The organism is Agrobacterium burrii (assembly GCF_017313405.1).
In the GTDB taxonomy this organism is placed as follows: Bacteria; Pseudomonadota; Alphaproteobacteria; order Rhizobiales; family Rhizobiaceae; genus Agrobacterium; species Agrobacterium burrii.
Window position 1 is genome coordinate 210,392 of record NZ_JAFLNA010000003.1, and the last position, 22,696, is coordinate 233,087.

General features: G+C 59.9%; 23 protein-coding genes. 12 read left to right on the forward strand and 11 right to left on the reverse strand.

Annotation, left to right across the window (positions count from 1 at the left end; translation table 11 throughout):
* The first annotated feature begins 14 nt into the window (after positions 1-14).
* Entirely contained in the window at positions 15-2,306 is a 2,292-nt protein-coding gene (locus JZX89_RS07720) for a hypothetical protein (protein ID WP_207133717.1), read from the forward strand.
* Positions 2,307-2,610: 304 nt separating this feature from the next.
* On the opposite strand, the gene rpoH is transcribed toward JZX89_RS07720, so the two are convergent.
* The 3 genes from rpoH to JZX89_RS07735 all read right to left on the reverse strand — a co-directional run bounded on the left by rpoH (position 2,611) and on the right by JZX89_RS07735 (position 5,814).
* Positions 2,611-3,513, reverse strand: coding sequence for an RNA polymerase sigma factor RpoH (gene rpoH / locus JZX89_RS07725; RefSeq protein ID WP_149899876.1), 903 nt, complete (start codon positions 3,511-3,513; stop codon positions 2,611-2,613).
* A gap of 167 nt (positions 3,514-3,680) precedes the next feature.
* The gene (locus JZX89_RS07730; RefSeq protein WP_207133718.1) at positions 3,681-4,505 is read right to left on the reverse strand and encodes a class I SAM-dependent methyltransferase; all 825 of its coding nucleotides are present in this window, start codon (positions 4,503-4,505) and stop codon (positions 3,681-3,683) included.
* A gap of 286 nt (positions 4,506-4,791) precedes the next feature.
* Positions 4,792-5,814, reverse strand: a complete 1,023-nt coding sequence (locus tag JZX89_RS07735) for an RluA family pseudouridine synthase (RefSeq protein WP_149899878.1) — start codon at positions 5,812-5,814, stop codon at positions 4,792-4,794.
* A 38-nt stretch (positions 5,815-5,852) separates the two neighbouring features.
* Between JZX89_RS07735 and JZX89_RS07740 the strand changes: the two genes are divergently transcribed.
* On the forward strand, positions 5,853-6,245 hold the full coding sequence (locus JZX89_RS07740) for a hypothetical protein (RefSeq protein ID WP_207133719.1): 393 nt from the start codon (positions 5,853-5,855) through the stop codon (positions 6,243-6,245).
* Positions 6,235-7,095 carry a TrmH family RNA methyltransferase gene (locus tag JZX89_RS07745; protein ID WP_207133720.1) on the forward strand — a complete coding sequence of 287 codons (861 nt, stop codon included), beginning with the start codon at positions 6,235-6,237 and terminating at the stop codon, positions 7,093-7,095. Before JZX89_RS07740 ends, JZX89_RS07745 begins: the two co-directional genes overlap by 11 nt.
* Before the next feature lie 280 nt (positions 7,096-7,375).
* Here the strand turns inward: JZX89_RS07745 and JZX89_RS07750 are convergent, their stop codons facing one another.
* Together JZX89_RS07750 and JZX89_RS07755 are read right to left on the reverse strand one after the other, a co-directional pair.
* A complete protein-coding gene (locus JZX89_RS07750; RefSeq protein ID WP_207133721.1) occupies positions 7,376-8,611 on the reverse strand; it encodes a coiled-coil domain-containing protein in 1,236 nt (411 codons plus the stop codon).
* A 310-nt stretch (positions 8,612-8,921) separates the two neighbouring features.
* The gene (locus JZX89_RS07755) at positions 8,922-9,518 is read right to left on the reverse strand and encodes a DUF1134 domain-containing protein (RefSeq protein WP_174373231.1); all 597 of its coding nucleotides are present in this window, start codon (positions 9,516-9,518) and stop codon (positions 8,922-8,924) included.
* 251 nt (positions 9,519-9,769) lie between these two features.
* Here JZX89_RS07755 and chpT point away from each other — a divergent pair, with 251 nt between their 5' ends.
* From chpT to JZX89_RS07770, 3 genes are all read left to right on the forward strand, one after another.
* Entirely contained in the window at positions 9,770-10,417 is a 648-nt protein-coding gene (chpT, locus tag JZX89_RS07760; RefSeq protein ID WP_149899883.1) for a histidine phosphotransferase ChpT, read from the forward strand.
* Between the two features lie 87 nt (positions 10,418-10,504).
* Positions 10,505-11,044: a GNAT family N-acetyltransferase gene (locus JZX89_RS07765; protein WP_207133722.1), complete on the forward strand. Its 540-nt coding sequence runs from the start codon at positions 10,505-10,507 to the stop codon at positions 11,042-11,044.
* Between the two features lie 106 nt (positions 11,045-11,150).
* A complete protein-coding gene (locus JZX89_RS07770; protein ID WP_207133723.1) occupies positions 11,151-12,197 on the forward strand; it encodes an alpha/beta hydrolase family protein in 1,047 nt (348 codons plus the stop codon).
* Positions 12,198-12,268: 71 nt separating this feature from the next.
* On the opposite strand, the gene JZX89_RS07775 is transcribed toward JZX89_RS07770, so the two are convergent.
* Together JZX89_RS07775 and ctrA are read right to left on the reverse strand one after the other, a co-directional pair.
* Positions 12,269-12,784: a GNAT family N-acetyltransferase gene (locus JZX89_RS07775; RefSeq protein ID WP_207133724.1), complete on the reverse strand. Its 516-nt coding sequence runs from the start codon at positions 12,782-12,784 to the stop codon at positions 12,269-12,271.
* A gap of 139 nt (positions 12,785-12,923) precedes the next feature.
* Positions 12,924-13,628: a response regulator transcription factor CtrA gene (gene ctrA, locus JZX89_RS07780; RefSeq protein WP_006314973.1), complete on the reverse strand. Its 705-nt coding sequence runs from the start codon at positions 13,626-13,628 to the stop codon at positions 12,924-12,926.
* Positions 13,629-14,107: 479 nt separating this feature from the next.
* Here ctrA and JZX89_RS07785 point away from each other — a divergent pair, with 479 nt between their 5' ends.
* Both JZX89_RS07785 and JZX89_RS07790 read left to right on the forward strand, forming a co-directional pair.
* On the forward strand, positions 14,108-14,458 hold the full coding sequence (locus JZX89_RS07785) for a flagellar export protein FliJ (RefSeq protein WP_149899887.1): 351 nt from the start codon (positions 14,108-14,110) through the stop codon (positions 14,456-14,458).
* Positions 14,459-14,744: 286 nt separating this feature from the next.
* Positions 14,745-14,948: a DUF1059 domain-containing protein gene (locus JZX89_RS07790; protein ID WP_142840532.1), complete on the forward strand. Its 204-nt coding sequence runs from the start codon at positions 14,745-14,747 to the stop codon at positions 14,946-14,948.
* 248 nt (positions 14,949-15,196) lie between these two features.
* Here the strand turns inward: JZX89_RS07790 and JZX89_RS07795 are convergent, their stop codons facing one another.
* From JZX89_RS07795 to cysQ, 4 genes are all read right to left on the reverse strand, one after another.
* Complete coding sequence (locus JZX89_RS07795) at positions 15,197-15,478, reverse strand: GNAT family N-acetyltransferase (RefSeq protein WP_174373236.1); 282 nt, start codon at positions 15,476-15,478, stop codon at positions 15,197-15,199.
* A 222-nt stretch (positions 15,479-15,700) separates the two neighbouring features.
* Positions 15,701-15,976, reverse strand: coding sequence for a CtrA inhibitor SciP (sciP, locus tag JZX89_RS07800; RefSeq protein WP_004430042.1), 276 nt, complete (start codon positions 15,974-15,976; stop codon positions 15,701-15,703).
* A gap of 191 nt (positions 15,977-16,167) precedes the next feature.
* Positions 16,168-17,211, reverse strand: coding sequence for a DUF2793 domain-containing protein (locus JZX89_RS07805; RefSeq protein ID WP_207133725.1), 1,044 nt, complete (start codon positions 17,209-17,211; stop codon positions 16,168-16,170).
* Positions 17,212-17,551: 340 nt separating this feature from the next.
* Positions 17,552-18,340 carry a 3'(2'),5'-bisphosphate nucleotidase CysQ gene (cysQ, locus tag JZX89_RS07810; RefSeq protein ID WP_153516494.1) on the reverse strand — a complete coding sequence of 263 codons (789 nt, stop codon included), beginning with the start codon at positions 18,338-18,340 and terminating at the stop codon, positions 17,552-17,554.
* A gap of 333 nt (positions 18,341-18,673) precedes the next feature.
* Between cysQ and JZX89_RS07815 the strand changes: the two genes are divergently transcribed.
* Genes JZX89_RS07815 through JZX89_RS07830 form a run of 4 tightly spaced genes read left to right on the forward strand, consistent with a single transcriptional unit; the run spans position 18,674 to position 22,596 of the window.
* Positions 18,674-19,576: a branched-chain amino acid ABC transporter permease gene (locus tag JZX89_RS07815; RefSeq protein ID WP_046797796.1), complete on the forward strand. Its 903-nt coding sequence runs from the start codon at positions 18,674-18,676 to the stop codon at positions 19,574-19,576.
* A 4-nt stretch (positions 19,577-19,580) separates the two neighbouring features.
* On the forward strand, positions 19,581-20,978 hold the full coding sequence (livM, locus tag JZX89_RS07820) for a high-affinity branched-chain amino acid ABC transporter permease LivM (protein ID WP_149899893.1): 1,398 nt from the start codon (positions 19,581-19,583) through the stop codon (positions 20,976-20,978).
* A complete protein-coding gene (locus tag JZX89_RS07825) occupies positions 20,978-21,868 on the forward strand; it encodes an ABC transporter ATP-binding protein (RefSeq protein ID WP_149899892.1) in 891 nt (296 codons plus the stop codon). Before livM ends, JZX89_RS07825 begins: the two co-directional genes overlap by 1 nt.
* Positions 21,868-22,596, forward strand: a complete 729-nt coding sequence (locus JZX89_RS07830) for an ABC transporter ATP-binding protein (protein WP_153516497.1) — start codon at positions 21,868-21,870, stop codon at positions 22,594-22,596. Before JZX89_RS07825 ends, JZX89_RS07830 begins: the two co-directional genes overlap by 1 nt.
* Positions 22,597-22,696: the final 100 nt, after the last annotated feature.

Below are 22,696 nucleotides of genomic sequence, written 5' to 3' on the forward strand. Positions count from 1 at the left end.
ACGAGAAAGTGCTTATGGCGGATTTTGTAGCAGTCATTCGCAAGGCCGTGGATGGCTTGGCGAGCAATACTCCCGAAAACCGGGCGAAGGTTTACGACAAGGCGCGCAGTGCGGTTGTGCGCCAACTCGAGAATATGAAGCCACGTCCGCCGGAAGAATTGTTGCGCCGGCAGATCGCCAAGCTGGACGCCGCCATATCCGAGGTGGACAGCGAATATGCCGAGGCGCTTCCGGCGTTGGAGGAGGATGATGCATTCTCTTCCACTGCCGAAGAGGCAGCAGCGCCCGCGCCCTACCATCAGCACGATATCGACGAAGATCGCGCGGCCCATGCCGCCGAGCCTGTCGAGGCGGAAGAGCCGGCCGCGACTGAGATCGCACAGCCTGAGCCAGCTTATGAAGAACCCGCCGTCGAGGAAGAGCCTCGACACGAGGCGCCCGTTTCCGCGGCAGCCGAGCAGGATGAGCAGGTTTACGAGGAGCAGCGGGAAGAAGACCGCGAACCGGAAGAGCTCTATGAAGCGCCCGCTCCGGTAGTTCCTGTTGTTTCCGATGAGACGCACGGAACCTATTTCACCCGTGCGGAGGAAGAACCGGCCTATCGCTCGGCGGACGAGCACGATCGCGAATTCGAGACCGCGCCGCGCGAAGAAGACACGTCCGTTCCCGCCCATTGGGCAAAGCCCGTGGATGAGGACGACTGGCGCAAGCTTGAAGAAACGCAGGCCGACGATGATGTGCGCCCTGCTGACGACTATGCCGATGTGCGTGCCGAGACGGACGAGCGCCCGCTGGTTGCCGGTTATGCCGCGCAGCATTATCAGGACCCGGCGGTGAATTTCGAGCCGGAAAAGCGCGATGCGGATAACCGCTTCGGCCATGCGGCAGTGGATCACGATCCGGTCTTCGGCCGGCAGGATGAATTTTCCGAACCGCGCCAGACGGACGATGCGACTCCGAAAAAGTCTGCCGTTGTTGAGGATTTCTCGTCCTACTTCCAGGACACCGAGATTGCCATTCCGGCCAAGGACGCGCCGGCTCTGCCGCGCGCCGACAATGATCCCTTCGGTGATCAGACACCGGCCAAGGACAATAAGGAACGCACCCCCTGGGACGATCTGGACGAGCTGATCGGTTATGACGGCGCGTCGTCTTCCAGCCGGGCAACTGCGGACGATACGCCCGCCGTGGGCGCAGGTGCTGCGACGCCCGCTTACATGGTCAAAAAGAAGCCGCGCCGCAACTATGCTTCGCTGGTGCTTGCCCTTGTCGGTGCCGGGCTTCTGGCAGGTGGCGGTTATGCGCTGTGGATGAACCGCGACGCCCTGAACGACATGGTCGGCGGGCTGGTGCAATCGGCACAGAATGGCGGTCAGACCCAGACGCCTCCGGCCAATACTCCGACGGGCGAGGCGCAGACATCGACGCCGCCGGCAACCCAGCAGCCGCCCGCCACCGGGCAGCAGCCGGCAAATCACCAGGCGCCGACGCATGGCGACGATGGTTCCGTGACCGGCACGAAGTTCACCCAGCGGCTTCTGGCTGACGGGACCGAGCGTGACGAGGGACCAGCGCCGGGCGCGAACGGCCAGCCGGTTACGGCAGAAGGCCAGTCGGTTTACGAACAGAACGTTGCGCCGCCGCCTGCGGGTGAGGCTCCTGCCAATACTGCCGGCGCGCCCGCCGGAACGCCCAATGGAACACCTGCCGGCACGCCGCCGGCACAGCAGCCCGCCGCTGCCGCCACCGGTGACCGCATGTTCCTTTACGAGGAAGTGCTGGGCCAGACCGTTCCAACGGCCATTCAGGGCAGCGTTTCCTGGTCGCTACAGCAGGAAAATGATGCGGAGGGCAAGCCATCGCCGACCGTTCAGGGTCAGATCACGGTTCCCGGCCGGGGCCTGAGCGCGCTCATCACCTTCAAGCGCAACACCGATCCGTCGCTGCCGGCCAGCCACCTGATCGAGATCGTCTTCTCGGTTTCGCCCGGCTTTGAAGGCGGAGCGATCGACAGCGTCCAGCGTATCGCGATGAAGAGCACGGAGCAGGATCGCGGCAATGCCCTGATCGCGGTGCCGGCCAAGATCACCGACGATTTCCACATGATTGCGCTCAACGACTTCCCGGATGCGATGAAGACCAATCTGGAGCTGCTGAAGAGCCGCAACTGGATCGATATTCCGGTCTCCTACCGCAATGGCCGCCGCGCGCTGCTGACCCTGCAAAAGGGCAATGACGGCATTGCCGCCTTCGACAAGGCGCTTAGCGAATGGGCGGCGGCTGCACCTGCTGCCGGCGGTCAGTGATGATCTTGGGGGCGTTCCACCGATAGCTCGCCCCCTCATCGCCTCGCTACGCTCCGGCACTTCTCCCCGGCGGGGAGAAGAAACTGCCGCGCCCGATTGCGCCTTCAGACATAGTCCCTGACATTTGACGCGGAATGAGACGCCGCCGCAAATTCTTCTCCCCGCCGGGGAGAAGTGCCGGAGCGCAGCGAGGCGATGAGGGGGCAACGCCCACCGGCTCTCCGCAACCATGCGTTGGGCAAACAAAAAGCCCGCAGACCTTGCGATCTGCGGGCTTTACATTGATCAGCGTTTCAAGGGCCGTTTAAGCATCCACCACGCGCAAGGCGCGCGCGGCTTCCAGCGCTTCCTTCTGCACCGCTTCCTGCACCTTCTCAAAGGCGCGCACCTCGATCTGGCGCACGCGTTCGCGGCTGATGTCGAACTCGGAGGAGAGTTCTTCCAGCGTCACCGGGTCTTCCGCAAGGCGGCGGGCCTCGAAGATGCGGCGTTCACGGTCGTTCAGCACGCCCATGGCCTTGGCCAGCATGCGGCGGCGGGTTTCCAGCTCGTCCTGCTCGATCAGCACGGCTTCCTGGCTTTCATGGTCATCCACCAGCCAGTCCTGCCATTGGCCGGATTCGCCTTCGGAGGCCTTGATCGGCGCGTTCAGCGATGCGTCGCCATGCAGGCGGCGGTTCATCGAGATCACTTCTTCCTCGGAAACCTGCAGCTTGGTGGCGATTTCCTTGACGTGTTCCGGCTTCAGATCGCCATCGTCAATTGCCTGGATACGGCCTTTCAGCCGGCGCAGGTTGAAGAACAGGCGTTTCTGGTTGGCGGTCGTGCCCATCTTCACCAGCGACCACGAGCGCAGGATATATTCCTGGATCGAAGCCTTGATCCACCACATGGCATAGGTGGCCAGACGGAAACCGCGTTCCGGATCGAACTTCTTGACCGCCTGCATCAGGCCGACATTACCTTCGGACACGACTTCGCCGATCGGCAGGCCGTAACCGCGATAACCCATGGCGATCTTGGCAACGAGACGCAGATGGCTGGTGACGAGCCGATGAGCGGCGTCGCGGTCGCCATGCTCGGCGTAACGCTTGCCAAGCATGTACTCTTCCTGCGGCTCCAGCATCGGAAATTTGCGGATGTCGTCGAGATATCTGTTGAGACCGGCTTCACCGGCCGTAATCGTAGGCAAACTATTGCGGGCCATAAAGCACCCCCTTATCTATGGTCTGGAACGGCACCCTCTTTGGGCTGGCAATCACCCGCCCCGAGGCACACCGTAAGCTGCGGGTCGTTACCGACCCCGCACGAACCCATGTAACAAATATGTATGCACCCGCCGCGTTTCAAGCGACGGCTGTGTTCACAGCTCTGTTATGTGCCGACAGCATTGTCTCTGACCTGTTTAACTTTCGAACGGTAGATTCGTTCCGAAAAACCGCCAAGGCCGGAGCGGACCATCAACTCATACATCACCCGCCGGCGCATGGGATTGTGCAGCCGCACGACATTGGAGCCGAGAAATTGCGTTTCCCCACGGCCAAGCGCCTGTAAATCAGGGTCAGCGGTGATCGCGTTGGCGTAGGTCGCGTGAAATTCCCGGCGGCAGACATAGGTTTTATATTTGGTCATGCCGAAGCAGACGAGGCTGTGGCCATGGGTGCGCAGAAAATCGGCGACGGCCACCGTCACCTCCGGCCAGGCGGGGTTGAAAGTATCGTCGAAGACGATGACGCCGTGCGGTGCGATGACCTCCATCGCCAGTTTCGCATCCGCCAGCACGTGATGCAGGTGGTGGCCGCCATCGATGCTGAAGAAACGCGCCGGGCCGATGCGCGCGGTGATCTCGGCGGGAGCCAGCCGGGTGCTGTCGCCCCTGATGATCAGGTTCTCATCCATGGCAAAACCCAGCCGGCGGCCGTTTTCCATAAGCCGCTCATATTGGTCGAGGCTACCATCCTCGGGCGGATCAAGATCGAACAGATCGACGCCCAGCACCTTTTCCTGCGTCTGGGCGAATTTGCGCAGCAGGAAATAGGAACGGCCGTAATAGACGCCGATTTCCGCCATGCCGCCCTTGAGGCCGTCTCTTGTCTGCGCCTGCAGCAGCGCCTTGAACACAAGCGCGTCGGGCGGGTCGATATAACCTTCTATGCTGCGTAGATCCTGAAATATGAACCGGCGGTCTTCGATATTCATGCGCGATAGATCCCGTCATCATGCCGGTTCCGCTGAGGCTTTAGCATCGAACGGACGGCGTTGCTTGCAGCGTCGGTTATTCGGCAAGCTCGGCATGCGGACACGGCGTTCACCGGAGCGGTTGCAAGCTTTCCGGGGCCGAGGAGGTGCGACGATTGAAGCGAAATTGGGGCGGTCTACAAAAAGGACCGACTGCGGAATATCGCTATCCGCTAATCTTTTTTTATTATCCGGGACTTCCGGCGAGATACATGGCGCGGTTTTTTTGACCGCGCCATACCAGTTTTCAGCTGCGCAGGGCTTCAAGCAGCTCTTGCATATCGTCAGGCATATCGGTTTCGAACTCCATCACCTCGCCGGTGCGGGGGTGTTCGAAGGCCAGCAGATAGGCATGCAGCGCCTGTCGTGGAAAACGGTTGACGGTGGATCTCGCCGGTTCTTCCAGCAGGTTCGCCTTGGTGCGGAAGGCTGCGCCATATTCGGGATCGCCGATCAGCGGGTGGCCGATATGGGCCATGTGCACACGGATCTGGTGGGTGCGGCCGGTTTCCAGACGGCACTCCACCATGGAGGCGAGGCAGGATGCATCTGGCTTTTCGTGGAACCGTTCGATCACCTCGTAATGGGTGATCGCCTCGCGGGCGTCATCGGTATCCTCGCGCTTGACGGTGCGTTTGGTGCGGTCGGCGCCACGGCCGAGTGCGGCGTCGATGGTGCCGCGCAGCGTGCGCGGGCGGCCCCAGACGACGGCCTTGTAGGCGCGTTCCAGCGGCCCGGTGCGGCCGTGATCGGCAAATTGTGCGGCGAGATGACGGTGGGCATTATCGTTTTTCGCCACGACCATGACGCCGGAGGTTTCCTTGTCCAGCCGGTGCACGATGCCGGGGCGCTTGACGCCGCCAATGCCGGAAAGGCTGTCGCCGCAATGGTGGATGAGGGCGTTGACCAGTGTTCCCGTCCAGTTGCCGGCACCCGGATGCACGACGAGACCGGCGGGCTTGACCAGCACGATCAGGTCTTCGTCCTCATATTCCACAACCAGCGGAATGTCCTCGCCCTTGGGTTCAGGGTCTTCCGGCTCCGGCATGACGATTTCGATGCGATCGCCCGGATGCACCTTCTTTTTCGGCTCGGTCACGGGCGTTCCATTGAGCAGAACCGCGCCCTGTTCGATCAGCGCTTTCAGGCGGCTGCGTGACAGGTCGCTGCCAACTTCGCCCACCAGCCACACATCTATGCGGCCTTCGGCGTCTTCCCCGGCAATCAGGACTTTCCTTGCGTCTCCGCCTTGTTTAAAGGGGTCGTTCATTGTTATTTTTCCGATCCATCAGCATTTCAGGGAACCCGATGACGCAGATCGAGCCAGACGAACAGGAAGACAAGCCGCTTGATCCGGCCGTGGAAAAAGTTCGCCGCAAGATGATCCGTTTGCAGATCGTGTCGGGCTCCGTGATGTTTATCAGCCTTATGGCCGTCTTCGGCGCGGTTGTCTACAAGGCGATGGGGCCGTCGAAAACCGTTGCAACGCAGAGTGCTGCGCCAAATCTTGCCGTTCCCACCGGCAACGGCCCGCTGGCCGTCACCGCCAGCCTGCCGCAGGGCTTTGTGATCGACAATGTCAGCTATTCCGGCGGCGACATGCTGTTTTACGGCAGGCTTGCCAATGGCACCCGCAAGGCGCTGGTCTTCAACGTCGCGGCCGGCCGTTTTCTGGCCGATGTGACTGTTGATGCCCAGTGAGGGTAACGAGGGTGTGCTGCTGGATGGGCGGGCGCTGATTCCGGTCGATGACCCGGCCGATCCGCGCATCGCCGCCTTTCGAGATATTCGCGAGCGCGACCTGACCGGGCGTCAGGGGCGCTTCATCGCCGAAGGCACGGTGGTGCTGCGCATGCTGGCCGCCGCCCACAAGGCGGGTGGCGCCTTTGCGGCGGAGAGCATTCTCATCCTCAAAAACCGGCTGGCCGGCGTCGCCGATATTCTTGCCGATTTTCCGGCCGATGTTCCCGTCTATGTTGCCGAAGCGCCGGTGCTTGATGGTATCGTCGGTTTCCACCTGCATCGCGGCATTCTGGCGCTCGGCCGCCGGGTTCACGACCGCGGGCTTGAGGAAATGACGGCAGCGCTTCCCGCCTCTTCGCTGGTGCTGGTGGGCTGCGGCATTTCCAACCACGACAATCTCGGCGCGATGTTCCGCAATGCGGCGGCGTTTTATGCCGATGCGGTGTTGCTGGACGAGACGTGCTGCGATCCGCTCTATCGCAAGGCGCTCAGGGTTTCCGTCGGTTCGGTGCTGTCGGTGCCCTATCACCGCGGCGGCGGTGCGTTGGAGATGCTGGAGCGGCTGTCCGAGGCCGGATTTGCGATCTGGAGCCTGTCTCCGAACGGCGAGACCGAAATCCGCGATATTTCCCGTTCCGAGCGGATGGCGCTGGTTATCGGCACGGAAGGTGAGGGGTTGCCGCAATCGGTGCTGTCGCGGTTTCATACCGCGCGGATTGCGCAATCGCCGCAGCTGGATAGTTTGAATGCGGGTACGGCTTCGGGGCTGGCGCTTTATCAGATGGCGGGGGTTATGGGGCGGGTGTGATCGGGCGGCATCGATGTGTGCCGAGGAGGCTTACAGTTAACTCTGTGTATGCCGCTTCACCCCCCTCTGCCCTGCCGGGCATCTCCCCCACAAGGAGGGAGATCGGCAAGACGCACGACCGCCACTTCATTCTTAAATGTCGAGATCGCCGAATTCACAAATGTTGAGATGGTCGAAACCTCGCCGCGTATCGATCTCCCTCCTTGTGGGGGAGATGCCCGGCAGGGCAGAGGGGGGTAAGCCGCACCCACTGAGGCGGACTATCTCGCACCCACCAGCCTTACTGTTCCCGCTTCCCCATCAACGCACCCGCCCGCACTGCAAGACTATCGCGCCCTGACGCACCAGAGGCCTTGGCCAGCAACCCCGGAATAGGCGATTTCTCACCCTCCTGTGCCGCCGTCAGCGCGATCATCCTGGCGGCGATCCTCGCGATTTCGCGGCGGATCGGCTCGTCATTGCCGGTGCCGCGCACATTCAGCAGGCGTTCGGTGAGCGCCGTTCCCTGATTGCGGATATCCTCGATTTCCTGTTCCAGGCCTTCCGGCGACGGTGCCGTTGGCTCAACCACGGCGGAGGCTGCGGCCTCCTCTGTCGTCACCGCCTGCGCCACGTCCTCCGCAACGACGGGTACGGTTTCGGGCGCCTCGGCTGCGGCAGGGGCTGCCGGTGGCAACTGGCTCGCTGCTTTCTCGACCGGCACGGCCGGGTTCGGCAGGCGAATGATCATGTCGTTGGCGCGACCGCCGGTTGCCGCAAGCTGTTCCTTGAGGCGGGCGACTTCCTGATTGCGCAGCGTCAGCATCGTATCGAGATCGGCATTTTTCGCCATCACGGTAGCGACCTGGTCTTCCAGTCGGGTGACCTTGCGGCTTTCGCGCGCAACCGCCGTCATGGCCTCCTTGTTACGGGCCGCCACATCCTGCAATTCGCGGGTCGCGGTCTCACCTTCCTTGCGAAAACGCGTGGCGCTCTGTTTTGCCTGCTCGGCTTCCAGATCGCGGGTGGCAGAGGTGATTTTCGTGTCATCCAGCTCGCGCGTCAGATTGGTGAGGCGGGCGGTGAGATCAGACATCTGGGCGGCGCGCTCATTGGCGGCCTGTTCCTGTTGCGTCAGGTTCGTGGCAATCGCATTGGCGCGTTCTTCGCTGGTATCGAGGGCGGCGCGTAATTCGCCGATTTCCAGCGTCAATTCCTCGATTTTCAGCGAAAAGCCGCGGTTCTGTTCGCCAAGGCGATAGGCATCGCTGGAGGCGGCTTCGTTGGCGAGGCGCAGCGAGGTGTTTTTCTCCCGCTCGGTATCCAGTTCTTGGCGGACCTTGGCGTTTTCGGCGGCGTAAAGCGCGCGCGCCATATCCTTCTGGGCGCGGACTTCCTGCGGGCTGATGGGCATGGTCGCGCGCAGGCGGTTTTCCGTATAGGCGACAATGCGGCGGTGGATCGCGGGCGCGATCAACAGGGCCAAAAGGGTTGCGGTGAGAAAACCCAATCCGAAAAGAATGGCATATTCGATCACGCGGGACAGTCTCCGAAACTCAGATACGCGCGCATTCGGAAAGAGGAGCGCGAAAGCACGTTACGCTATTATTGCAACCGTGGGGAGGGGTCTCCCTAGGCAATTAGCAGGGCGGGAGGTTGCCGCCTGTTTCTTCTCCCCGCCGGGGAGAAGGTCGCGGCAGCGGGATGAGGGGGCGAGGGTCGTGAGATACGGCGACGGTGCCCCCTCATCCGACCCTTCGGGCCATCTTCTCCCCGGCGGGGAGAAGAAAGCTGCCGCAATGCTTCATCCTATAGACCACCCTTAGCTCCGCTTAGACCTCAGCGAATCAGAAGGGGTTCCAGGTCGGCTGCTGGGTGAGCTTCAGGTAACCTACATTGATGCCGAGGCGCGCGCCGATGCCGGTGCGGATGGGGGCGAGCGTCACGTCGCTGCTTTTCAGATAGGTCATGCCGACGCCGGCGACGATGAAGGCGGAACCGCTGACGCCGCCGTAACGGCGGTAAAGCGCATCGACCGATGGTAGGTTGTAGACCAGCATCATGGCGCGGGTGCCCTGGCCGCCATAATCGAGCCCGAGCGACGGGCCTTGCCAGAAGACCGGGTGCTGGCCGGCATTCTTGGTGTAAAGCGTGCCTTCGCCATAGGTGAGGCCGGCAACGAAGGCGCCGGAGCCTTCCTGGCCGAGAATGTAACCGTTCGGAAGTCCGTATTGCTGGAAGGCGCGCTCCACCACCTTGGCAAGGCCGCCGGTGGTTTCACCGAAGAATCCGTGGCCTGCGTCCACGACTTCCTGGATGGAATATTGATCGCTGGTCTGGGCAAAGGCCGGTGCGACCCACATCAAAAGGCTCGCAAGGAGCGCGACAATCTTTCCCAGTCCGAGGCGTGCAATGGTGCGGGTTTTCGTAAGGCGCATCGTCATGTCCGTCCGTCTGTTTCGTTAACGCATCAGCCCGAAAAACCGAATCGATTTTCGCAAGGGCCGATGCGTAGAGTCAAAGTTCTACAGCATCTGTCGTGCATCCTGACGGATACACGGGGCTCCAATGTGGCCTGTTAAGGCATTTGGCATTTTGAAACCATCCTATTAACAATCGGTTTACCAAATATGGTGTCATTATGGCTTAACAATTTCCACACCGTCCGCGCCTCCCTTGCGCAGGAGAGAATTTTATGACGAGCAAACTCAATATCACGCTGTCCGGTCCCGATCTGGCGGCTCTTTTGTGCAGTCGTGTGTGCCATGATGTGATTTCTCCTGTCGGCGCCATCAATAACGGCCTCGAATTGCTGGACGAGGGCGGTACGGATGACGATGCGCTCGATCTCATCCGCACCTCAGCCGTTAACGCATCCGTGCGGCTTAAATTTGCCCGGCTTGCTTTCGGCGCTTCCGGTTCCGCCGGCGCTTCCATCGATACCGGCGAAGCTGAAAAGGCTGCGCAGGATTTTGCCGCTGCCGAAAAGAAGGCTGAAGTCAGCTGGAGCGGTCCGCGCGCCATCGTGCCGAAAAATCGTGTCAAACTGCTGCTCAACCTGTTTCTCGTCGCTTATGGCGCAATCCCGCGCGGCGGCAATGTGGATGTGGTGCTGGAAAACCCTGACGGTGACGCCAGGTTCGAAATCGCCGTCAAGGGCCGGATGATGCGCGTGCCGGCCAAGTTCGTGGAAATTTACGAAGGCCGGCTGGAAGAGGCTGTCGACGCGCATTCCGTGCAGCCCTATTACACGCTGCTTCTGGCGGAAGAGGCCAATATGACGGTGGAATACAAGGTGCATGAAGATCGCATCGTCTTTACCGCAAAGATGGCTGCCGAGTGACCGCTCAATTGCGGACGTGATTTTGCGAAAAGGCTGGGGCTGCGTCTGCCGACGCGCCGGCCTTTTTTCTTTTTGGGGAGCGCGTTCATGGTTCGTCTGACAACCGCCCGTCTCATCCTTCGGCCGCACGCCATCGGGGATGAAGCGCTTTATCGCGCATTCTGGGGGGCGGATGTTCCACCGATCGAAGGGCTTACCTCGATTGCGCCGCTGGATGCGGAACTCGCCTTTGCCCGGCTTTTACGCTTTATCGGCCACTGGTCCGTTTATGGATTCGGCCCCTTTGTGGTGGAAGAGCTTGCCACGGGGCGCATCGTCGGCGAGGTGGGTTTTGCCCATATGCGCCGCGGAAACGGCGCTGATTTCGATACTGCGCCCGAGGCGATGTGGAAAATCGACGGAGAACTGAACGGCAAGGGCGTCGCGACCGAGGCGGTGGAAGCGGCAACACGGTGGTTCGACAGCAGTGGAATTTCGCCGCGGACGGTCTGCATGATCGATCCGCTGAACAGCCCTTCATTGGCCATTGCTGCCCGATTCGGCTTTCGGCCATTCCGCGAGACGGTGTTCCGTGAACACCCCATCCGGCTTTTCGAGCGTGTGGGCGGCAGTCAGGTGAGCGGGTGAAGGCGCTGCCTTGATCGTGTTTCAGTCCGTCCTGAAACCCGTTTGAGGTCTCGGGCGGCGGCGGTTTGAGCCAGGGGTTGGTGCATACCAACTCCTGGAGCACCTCATGCGCAATTTTCTTCTGGCGACAATTGTCATCTTCTCCCTTGCCCCCGCCGCGATGGCGGAAAGCACCATCGGTTTCAGGCAGATCAAATTGCCGGATGATGCCGGTGCAAGAGCACTCAATGTCTCATTATGGTATCCGGCCATTCCATCGGGAAAAACCGAGGTCGTGGGTGAAAACGCTGCCCTTTACGGTCTTGAGGTCCAACCGGATGCTTCCATTCCAGCCGGTTCTCGTCCTCTTGTGCTGTTGTCGCACGGGTTTGGCGGAAGCTGGCACAATCTGAACTGGCTTGCCGGGGAGCTTGCGCAGGACGGTTATGTCGTGGCCGCGCCGGATCATCAGGGCGAATCATTTACCGAGGAAAATGCTGCCGAGATCGTCCCCTTATGGGAGCGGCCGCGTGATATCGGCAGAACGCTGACGGCACTTCTTGGGGATAATCAGCTTGCCGGCGAGATCGACAGGACGCGCATCGCCGTGATTGGCCATTCCCTTGGCGGCTGGACCGCTATGGAACTGGTGGGAGGCCGTTATAGCGCCGAACTTGCCTTGAAGGGCTGCAATGCGGAGAAAGCGCCACCGCAATGCAAGGCGCCCCGGCTCCTGGCCAAGGTTGGCATTGTTGGCGGTGGCAAGGCTGATCCGCGCCTTTCGATGGATATGAGGGATGTTCGCATCCGCGCGGCCATTGCGCTTGATCTCGGCCCGGCTGCCGGGTTTCTGCCGGAAACGCTTGAGGGTGTGGACGTGCCGGTTCTGGTTCTGGCTGCCGGTGTGGAGACGCCCGAGATCGCCGCGATCAGGGCCGATTCCGACTATATCGCCCGGCATCTGCCAAAAACCACGACGGTCTATCGGGAAATACCGGATGCCAGCCACTTCAGCTTCATGCAGCTCTGCAAAGCCAATGGTGAAAAAATCGTTGAGGCGCTGTCACCGGGCGAAGGTTTCGTGTGCCGGGATGGCGGGGGCAGGGGCCGCGCTGAAATCCACGCGCAAATCGCGGAGATAATCGGCGGCTTTCTCAAAGAGAAACTGCGCTAATAAGGCTATGCGCCTGATAGATGGGGGACGCCTCGCTGAAACTTTTCGGTCTTGCGCGGCGTCCCGATCTTTCAAGCCTTATTGAGTGGGTAATATCGAAAAACGAGATCTTCCGGGTCGCTGCGCGGCGCAGACGGGTCGAGAGAACCACCGATTCGCGTGGCAACGGCAGCGGATTTGCTGTTTTGCGGTGATACGTAGCTCACCAGCGTCGGCAGCTGCAGGATTTCGAAAGCCCAGCCGCGCAGCGATATGGCGGCTTCGGCGGCATAACCTTTGCCCTCGTGGCCGTCATAAAGCAGCCAGCCCAGTTCCTTTTCGGGAAATAGCGGGCCGTGATTGATGCCGACCTGGCCGATGCATTCACCCGTCTCGCCAAGTTCGATCATCAGCGCGCCGTGTCCGAAGAAGTGCCAGTTGGCCAGATCGTGGCAAAAAACGCCCCAGGTTTTCCAGAGGTCATAGGGTCCGCCGACACCGAGAGAGCGCGGTGAGGCCATGAAGGCCAGATAGGCGGGGAAATCCGCCATGGTCTGCGAGCGCAATGTCAGGCGTTGGGTTTTGAGAGTGGGGATAGGGTGGTTCATGGCATTCGTCCTTTTTGGGAGTGCCAATATGCGCTTTCTGTTGCGTCTGAATGAAGCGGGCATGTTTCGGCCGTGACGCACAACAAAAAACCCGCTGTCGCCAGCGGGTCTTTTAAAACTGTCCTGTCTCGATAAGAGGTCAGGCGGTTTCGAGGAATTCCGCAGCGCCGTCAGGCTCGCGCAGAACATAGCCGCGGCCCCAGACGGTTTCGATGTAGTTCGCGCCGCCTGCGGCGTTTGCCAGCTTCTTGCGCAGCTTGCAGATGAAGACGTCGATGATCTTCAGTTCCGGTTCGTCCATGCCGCCATAAAGGTGGTTCAGGAACATTTCCTTGGTCAGCGTCGTGCCCTTGCGCAGCGAAAGCAGCTCGAGCATCTGATATTCCTTGCCGGTCAGGTGAACGCGCTGGCCACCCACTTCAACCGTCTTGGCATCGAGATTGACGATCAGTTCGCCGGTGGAGATGACCGACTGCGCATGGCCCTTGGAACGGCGGACGATGGCGTGAATGCGGGCGACAAGCTCGTCCTTGTGGAACGGCTTCGTCATGTAATCGTCGGCGCCGAAGCCCAAGCCGCGCACCTTGTCCTCGATGCCGGCCATGCCGGAGAGGATGAGGATCGGCGTCTTGACCTTGGAAAGGCGCAAGGTTCTCAAGACTTCGTAACCCGACATGTCAGGCAGGTTGAGGTCGAGAAGAATAATGTCGTAATCGTAGAGCTTGCCGAGGTCCACGCCTTCCTCGCCGAGGTCGGTCGTGTAGACGTTAAAGCTTTCCGACTTGAGCATCAGTTCAATGCTCTGCGCTGTCGCGCTGTCGTCTTCAATCAGTAGAACCCGCATAATTATCCCCTTTGCCGCCCGCGAACCGGTAAAACATTGCCTCGCGCGATGCGGATCCAGACGTTGCCTGATTTGCAGGCTGCCACCAAATGGTTAACAAATTCTAATTGCCTTTGGCAAGGTGTATCGAATTTATTAAGCAAAGAAGGCATTTCGCTGTTTTTGCACGTGAATCCACCATCGCCAAAATTGAAGCTTAACGTGAGGATTTCTCGCTAAGTGATTCAATCGACTCTTACATCGTCTGGCCCATTTTTTGGACCTGGCATTTACCGACCCTTAAATGATCGTGTTTATCATTAACGATGCCCGTAAACGAAAGGTTAACGACGGTGGTTTTTTATTAACGTCGGGTAACTTTTAGGAATCATTCCGGCACAGGGATTAACCTTTGCGGAATGACGGGCGGGTTAAACGGGCCGATCAGGGGGGCATAGTGCCTTTTTGATCCGGGTCTCGCTATCCATGGAGTATTGCGTATGAAGTCGCGTGACAGCCTGGTTCGCCTGAAGGAATTTCAGGTCAACGAAAAACGTCGGCAACTTAACCAGTTGCAGCAGATGATGTCCGAATTCGAGCGGATGGCAAAGGAACTGGTGCATCAGATCTCGCTGGAAGAGAGCAAATCGGGGATTACCGATCCCTCGCATTTTGCCTATCCGACCTTTGCCAAGGCCGCGCGCCAGCGTGCGGATAATCTTCAGGTCTCCATTCGGGAGCTGAAGACCCAGCAGGAAGCCGCCGAAGCTTCGCTGGAAGAAGTGCAGGCCGAATATGAAAAGGCCGCTGCCCTCGAAAACCGCGACGGAGCAATCCGCGCCCGCGCCTGACAACTGGCGCGAAATCGGACGAATGATCGTCCTCATTGACGGCTGCCGGTGGATCAGGAGGCGGCTTTCAATGACGGGACGGCATGCGTTTTTTTGAAAGGCCGCCCCGCAAAGGGCGGCCTTTTGTTTTGGCGCGATGCTCCGCGTCTTTCCGCGGGACGGCGTCGCCTGATTTTTATTGTCCGGGGGTGGGGAAAGGCGTAATTTAAGGGGGTTCCGACCGTGAGCCGGAGGCTTTGCGTGCGCGCCTCAAGCGGGCGCGCACGGCTATGGCAGGGAGGGAAAAATGGCCCGCCAATATATTGATTGCCGCGAATTCCCCAGTGACAGCAAATGCACGATCGCCATCTCCGCCGATTCTCCGGAGGAATTGATGGAGGCAGCGGTGCACCATGCCGTGGCGGTGCATGGGGCCAAGGATACGCCTGAATTTCGCGAGGAAGTTCGCCACAGCATGCATGCGGGGACGCCGCCGCTGAAGGTGGCGTGACGGGAAGCCCGACGCGTATTTATGAATGACGCAATATGGGAAGGGTTGCGAGAGACCGGCGCGTATGCCGCTTGTTTCTTCTCCCCGCCGGGGAGAAGTCCGCGGCAGCGGGATGAGGGGGCAAGGGTAGAAATATTCGGCAACGTTGCCCCCTCATCCGACCCTTCGGGCCACCTTCTCCCCCTCGGGGAGAAGAAATATGCCGTGACGTTTGCGAATATTCTGCCCTTTTACAGAATTAAGCGCCCTTATCCCTGGATGACATCCGCCCATTCTTTATGGCGCAGCGTCTGGGCCTTGAAAAACGGGCAAAGCGGAATGATTTTCCAACCGCCCTTGCGGGCCTCATCGATCGCGTGGGCGGCGAGAGCCTGGCCGACACCTTTGCCGCGCAAGGCATCGGGCACGCCGGTATGATCGATAATGATAAGGGAAGGGGAGGTGCGCGAATAGGTCATCTCGGCCTTATGGCCATCGACGGTTGCCGAATATTCGCCGTGCGATCCGGTTTCGGTTGTCTTGATATCCATGATGTGCGCCTCCTTGCTGTTCGTTTTTGCCACTGTAACGGCTTGCGCCTGAATTGAAACAGCGGGAAAGCGAACGCAGCGGACACAAACCGGCGACAATCATTTTACCGTGGGACTGGCATGCTATGCGGGGAAATCCGAAATCAAACCAAATGCTCCGTCGAAAATCCGACGGAGCATTTTGATAATTCGGTCTGGGCGCGTTGCCGCGCCGGCGCAATATCAGTGGCGATATTGCTGAATGCGCGTGGTGCGCAGGCCGGCAAGGCCATGATCGGAGATCGAGGACTGCCAGGACAGGAATTCTTCAACGGTAAGCGTATAACGCTCGCAGGCTTCCTCGAGGCTCAACAGTCCTCCGCGTACCGCTGCAACCACCTCCGCCTTTCTGCGAATGACCCAGCGTCGGGTATTGGCAGGCGGAAGATCCGCGATCGTCAGAGGGCTGCCATCGGGGCCGATGACATATTTAACTCGTGGGCGTATCATTTCGGTCATTGGACACTCTATACAAACTCAAGACCATATGACGGGAACTTTAGCCCCGTACCTTTAAAAATTGCCTAAGCAGGTCGTGACAATTTATTAAGAATTTGAACGGTTTCGCCTGATTTGTTCGAGTCGCCTTATTTTGCCGGGAAAAAATTTTTCCAAAAATCGCAATTTTTGTCGTCTGTCGGTTGTTTTCCTCACAGCGCTGCAAGTGAAAGGCACGTTTTGCCGTTGCCCTGGGTAAATTCGGCCGATCCTTCATGTTGCAGCCGCAGGCGGTCGCCGGCGTTGAGGGGAAGGATGAAGTTAGCCGATTGCGAGGTGCCCGTATTCGATGTGTTGCCGGCGATGCCGAAGACACCCGCTGCGCCATTGACGGAGAGCGAGACGCGGTGGCCGGACGAGGAAACCACGGCAAGCGACAGGATGGCCAGATAGAGACCCTTTGCGGGAGCGACGAGTTCCCTTCCGCCCCCCGCGCCGACCGGATCGCCAAGAGCAAAACCGCCCTCATTGACGAACAGCAGCGAAAAACCCGCCGCCGAACCGTTGGCGGGCTTCGTCGTGCCCGCCGGCAGGCCGGCGACAGCGAGCGGGCGGTTGGGCATCGAGACCCGCCCGTCGCCGCTGCACAGAAGTGCCGTGTGCCAGGAGGTTCCGTCCGCGCTGGTCTTGATTGAAAACCCGTCATCGCCGGCAAGGCCCATTTCCGCCCGGCCGCTCCAGCCGGTCTGGAACAGCAGCGAGGCGGTATCGGCCTTGCCCGCCTTGTTGACCGTCAGGCGGTGGCTGCCGTCTTCCGGCGGATGGGTGAAGAGGCTGGCGGGGGAGGCGAGCGCTAGGTGGTTGGTGGCGTCGGCATCCGTGCCGATACCCAGCCTTTCGAGCCTGCCTGCGGCGGGCAAGGGCATGTCCCGCCATGCGCCGTCCCGCAGGAGGCGATATTTGCCCTCAGTGGCAAACCAGGCGGACCAGCCGGGCTGCGGCGTTATCGAGAGCCACGCGCCGTCCTGCCGGAAGGCAAGCTTTCCGGCTTTGCCGGCCCATTCGCCGGCGGCATCTGCGGAGAGGAGGAAGCAGTCTCCTTCCGCCGCATTTTCGGGTGGTGCGGTGACGGTGGCCTTGATGGTGAGTTGGACGATCGCATCGAGCCTTTGCAGCGCTTCATTGTGGGTCACGTGTTTCTGTGCCTGCGAGGGCAGGATATAGGGAAGGTGAAGTTTCGCCGTCTGGTCCGTCATGGTGTCTCTTTCGCGCTCGGGGGGCATTTGCGAGAGAGTTTGATGCGGTTTGGCGGGGCGGGGATGAGTGGGGATGAGATTATTTTTTGTTGATGGTGATGTTTTCCGGGCTCTACGGCCTCGGCGTTTGCGGCTTACCCCCCTCTGCCCTGCCGGGCATCTCCCCCACAAGGAGGGAGATCGACTCGAGGCGAGGCTCCGGCCATCTCGACATTTGAGAATGAAGCGGCAGTAGCACTTCTTGCCGATCTCCCTCCTTGTGGGGGAGATGCCCGGCAGGGCAGAGGGGGGTGAAGCCGCATACGCCGAAGCGAACAAACCTGCCCGATCACCCCTTCAGTTATGGCGCGATTTCCACCGCCATCGCGCCTTCAGCAATAAAATCCGGATTGGCCAGCGCATCCTCGCCATCGCCCCTCACCGCATAGGCAAGCAGCCGGCCTTCGCAATCGAGCGTCCGGCCGCCGGCGGCGCGTAGCACGGCGTCGCCGGCTGCTGTGTCCCACATCATGGTGCGGCTGAAGCGGGGGTAAATATCGGCAGCACCTTCGGCCAGCATGCAGAATTTCAGCGAGGAGCCGACGGAAATGCAGTCTTTCAGCCCGTGTTCGGCCACGAAAGCTTCCGTCTTCGCCGTACAGTGCGAGCGGCTGATGAGCGCGACGGGAGAAGCGCCTCGCTGGCGTGCGCGGATGGGGTGGCGCGAAAGGATCGCGCCTTGCCCGGAAATGGCGAGCTTTTCGGCCTCGTTACCTTCGCCCGTCCACGCCTGTCCACGGCAGGGCGCGTAAACCACGCCGGCAACCGGAACGCCATTGCGGATGAGCGCGATATTGACGGTGAAATCGTCCTTGCCGGAAATGAATTCCTTGGTTCCGTCAAGCGGATCAACCAGAAAGAACTCCTGGCCCGTTTCCGGCTGGATGCCGTTTGAGACGGCCTCTTCGGCGATAACCGGGATGTCAGGAAAATGGGTCGCCAGCGCCGCAAGAATGATCGTCTCGGCGCGTTGATCAGCCTCGGTCACCGGCGAGCAGTCATCCTTGTACGACACATGCGGGCCGGCGCGATGGACCGCCATGATCGCCTGCCCGGCGTCCAGCGCCGCTTTCGTCAATATGTCGATCATCTCTTTGCCGTTGCCATCCCGTGCCGGGATCTTTCGATCCTCAATGTCGCTACTCCTTTGCCCGTCGCCCGTCAAATAATGGCGGTAGACAAGACTAAAATAAGCATTCCGATGTCATTTTTTCAGCACTTCCTGCCAAAATCATGGCTCTTTTGATCGGGAAACGGGCAGTCCATGTGGAAATTCCAAATTTTGTGCAGGATCGCCCGTTTTTGACTTCACATTTTTAACGAACACGATATGCATTTTGGGAGTGGGGATGCTCGCAGGGGTTCCCCCGATAATTAACATAACGAGGCGTGGCTCATTTGAGGCCATACCCGGGGGAAAGACATGGAGTATTTTATCCAGCAGCTCATCAACGGGCTGACTCTTGGATCGATCTATGGCCTCATCGCTATCGGCTATACGATGGTTTATGGCATTATCGGCATGATCAACTTCGCCCATGGCGATATTTTCATGCTTGGCGGCTTTGCCGCGCTGATCGTTTTTTTGATTGCAACATCGTTTTTCGCCGGCATTCCGGTGGCGCTTCTTCTGCTTTTGATGATGGTCGTCGCCATGCTGATGACCGGATTGTGGAACTGGGTGATCGAGCGCGTCGCCTATCGGCCGCTGCGCGGCTCCTTCCGTCTTGCGCCGCTGATTACCGCCATCGGCATGTCGATCGCGCTGTCCAACTTCATTCAGGTGACACAGGGTCCGCGCAACAAGCCGATCCCGTCGATGGTGACGGAAAGCTATCACTTCGGCGCCATCACCGTATCGCTGAAGCAGCTGATCATCATGGTGGTTACCTCCGTTCTGCTGTTCGCCTTCTGGTATATCGTCAACAAGACCCCGCTCGGCCGGGCGCAGCGCGCCACCGAACAGGACCGAAAGATGGCCGCCCTTTTGGGCGTTGATGTCGACAAGACGATCTCCATCACCTTCATCATGGGTGCGGCGCTCGCTGCCGTCGCCGGTACGATGTACCTGATGTATTATGGCGTGGCTTCGTTCAGCGACGGCTTCGTTCCCGGCGTCAAGGCCTTCACCGCGGCCGTTCTCGGCGGCATCGGCTCGCTTCCGGGCGCCGTTCTCGGTGGCCTGTTGATCGGTCTGATCGAATCGCTGTGGTCGGCCTATTTCTCCATCGCCTACAAGGACGTCGCGGCATTCGGCATCCTGGCTTTCGTGCTGATCTTCAAGCCGACCGGTATTCTCGGTCGTCCGGAAGTCGAGAAGGTGTGATCCCATGACCAATATCGCTTCCGAAAATGCCGCTTCCAGCCCGAGCCTGATGGCGACGGCTGTGAAGGAGGGGCTGATTGCCGGCGTCATCTCGTTCGGCATGTTCATTCTCTATATCGGCATCATCACCTATCAGGACATCAACAACCAGCTGATCTGGGGCACCCGCTGGGGGCTGCTGGCGATCTTCGTCGCTGTCGCCGCCATCGGCCGTTTCCTCGTGGTCGGCTTTTTCAAGCCGTCCATGGATCGCCGCAGGCTTGCCAAGGCGAAAACCGGCATTCTGGAAATCTCCGAGGAAAAGGGCTTTTTTCACAAGCACTTCCTGAAGCTGGCGCTGGCGCTGCTGCTGCTTTATCCTGTCATAGCAGTGCAATTGTTCGGCTTTCAGGGCTCGCTGAAATACGTCGACAATTTCGGCATCCAGATCCTCATCTATGTGATGCTGGCCTGGGGTCTCAATATCGTCGTTGGGCTGGCCGGTCTGCTCGATCTCGGTTACGTGGCCTTTTATGCGGTCGGCGCTTATTCCTATGCGCTGCTGTCGAGCTATTTCGGCCTGTCCTTCTGGGTGCTTCTGCCGCTTGCCGGCATCCTCGCCGGCTTCTGGGGCATCATCCTCGGCTTTCCGGTTCTGCGGCTTCGCGGCGACTATCTGGCGATCGTCACGCTTGCCTTCGGTGAAATCATCCGTCTCGTGTTGTTGAACTGGACGGCGGTGACCAAGGGTACTTTCGGCATTTCGGGCATCGCCAAGGCCTCGGTCTTCGGCATCTGGTCCTTCGATGTCGGCGCGCCGAACAACTTCGCCAAGGTTTTCGGCCTGTCGATGTCATCGGCCTATTACAAGATCTTCCTGTTCTACGTGATCCTGTTCCTGTGCATGCTGACGGCTTACGTCACCATCAAGCTGCGCCGCATGCCGATTGGCCGCGCATGGGAAGCGCTGCGCGAAGACGAGATCGCCTGCCGTTCGCTCGGCATCGATACCGTCATCACCAAGCTCACCGCCTTTGCGACGGGCGCGATGTTTGGCGGTTTTGCCGGTTCATTCTTCGCCGCGCGTCAGGGTTTCGTGTCTCCGGAAAGCTTCGTGTTCCTCGAGTCTGCCGTCATCCTCGCCATCGTGGTTCTCGGCGGCATGGGCTCGCTGACCGGCATCGCCATCGCCGCCCTCGTCATGGTTGGCGGCACGGAGCTTCTGCGCGAAATGGAATTCCTGAAGCACATCTTCGGGCCTGATTTCACGCCGGAACTCTATCGTATGCTGCTGTTCGGCCTCGCCATGGTTATCGTCATGCTGTTCAAGCCGCGCGGTTTCGTCGGCTCGCGTGAACCTACGGCCTTCCTTCGGGAGCGCAAGGCCGTGTCCGGCAGCTTTACCAAGGAAGGTCACGGTTGATGGCTTCCGGAACGATGAACATGACATCCAATACCACTGGCAATACGACTGGCGACACGATCCTCAAGGTCGAACATCTGTCGATGAAGTTCGGCGGCCTCATGGCCATCAACGACTTCTCCTTCGAGGCGAAGCGCGGCGAAATCACCGCGCTGATCGGCCCCAACGGTGCTGGAAAGACCACGGTTTTCAACTGTATCACCGGTTTCTACAAACCGACGATGGGCATGATCACCATGCGCCAGCAAAGCGGCGAGGCGCATCTTCTCGAGCGCCTGCCGGATTTCGAAATCACCAAGAAGGCGAAGGTGGCGCGCACCTTCCAGAACATCCGCCTGTTTTCGGGCCTCACGGTTCTGGAAAACCTGCTGGTGGCACAGCACAATGCGCTGATGAAGGCCTCTGGTTACACCATTCTCGGTCTTCTCGGCCTGCCCGCCTATAAAAGGGCGGTCGCAAGTTCGATCGAGAAGGCCAAATACTGGCTGGACAAGGCCGATCTGACCGACCGCGCCGACGACCCGGCCGGCGATCTGCCCTATGGCGCGCAGCGCCGTCTGGAAATCGCCCGCGCCATGTGCACCGGGCCGGAGCTTTTGTGCCTTGATGAGCCGGCCGCCGGTCTCAACCCGAAGGAATCGCTGGCGCTCAATGCACTGTTGCGCGGCATCCGCGATGAAGGCACGTCGCTGCTGCTGATCGAGCACGACATGTCGGTGGTGATGCAGATTTCCGACCATGTGGTGGTTCTGGAATATGGCCAGAAGATTTCCGACGGCACCCCGGACCATGTGAAGAACGACCCGAAGGTCATCGCCGCCTATCTGGGTGTCGAGGATGATGAAGTGGAAGACGTGATTGCGGAAGAACTCGACGGAGGAGCGGCCTGATGTCCGGTGAATCGCTTCTCAAAGTTCAGGGTGTCGAAACCTATTATGGCAATATCCGCGCTCTGGCCGGTGTCGATGTCGAAGTCAACAAGGGTGAAATCGTCAGCCTGATCGGCGCCAACGGCGCCGGCAAATCGACGCTGATGATGACCATCTGCGGCAGCCCGCAGGCCCGTGCCGGCCAGGTGATCTTCGACGGCGAGGATATTACCCAGCTGCCGACACATCTCATCGCCCGCAAACGCATCGCCCAGTCACCCGAAGGCCGCCGGATCTTCCCGCGCATGACGGTGCTGGAAAACCTGCAGATGGGCGCCAATCTCGATAACCTGAAATATTTCAAGGAAGACGTCGAGAAGATTTTCGTGATGTTCCCGCGCCTGAAGGAGCGCCAGAGCCAGCGTGGTGGCACGCTTTCCGGCGGCGAGCAGCAGATGCTCTCCATCGGCCGCGCGCTGATGGCACGGCCGAAGCTGCTTCTGCTCGACGAGCCGTCGCTCGGCCTCGCGCCGCTGATCGTCAAGGGCATTTTCGCGGCGATCAAGAAACTCAACCAGGAGGAAGGGCTGACCGTCTTTCTGGTGGAGCAGAACGCCTTTGCCGCGCTGAAGCTTTCCGACCGCGCCTATGTGATGGTCAACGGCCGCGTGACGATGAGCGGTTCGGGCAAGGAATTGCTCGCCGATCCGCAGGTGCGCGCCGCTTATCTCGAAGGCGGACGGCACTGAAAGATTTTACTTGCGCCGGAAATTTTGCGGCGCAAGACTGCAAACGGTGTTCAGCCTAAACCTTCGGGACCATGGCGGGACGCAAACAATAAAATGCCCA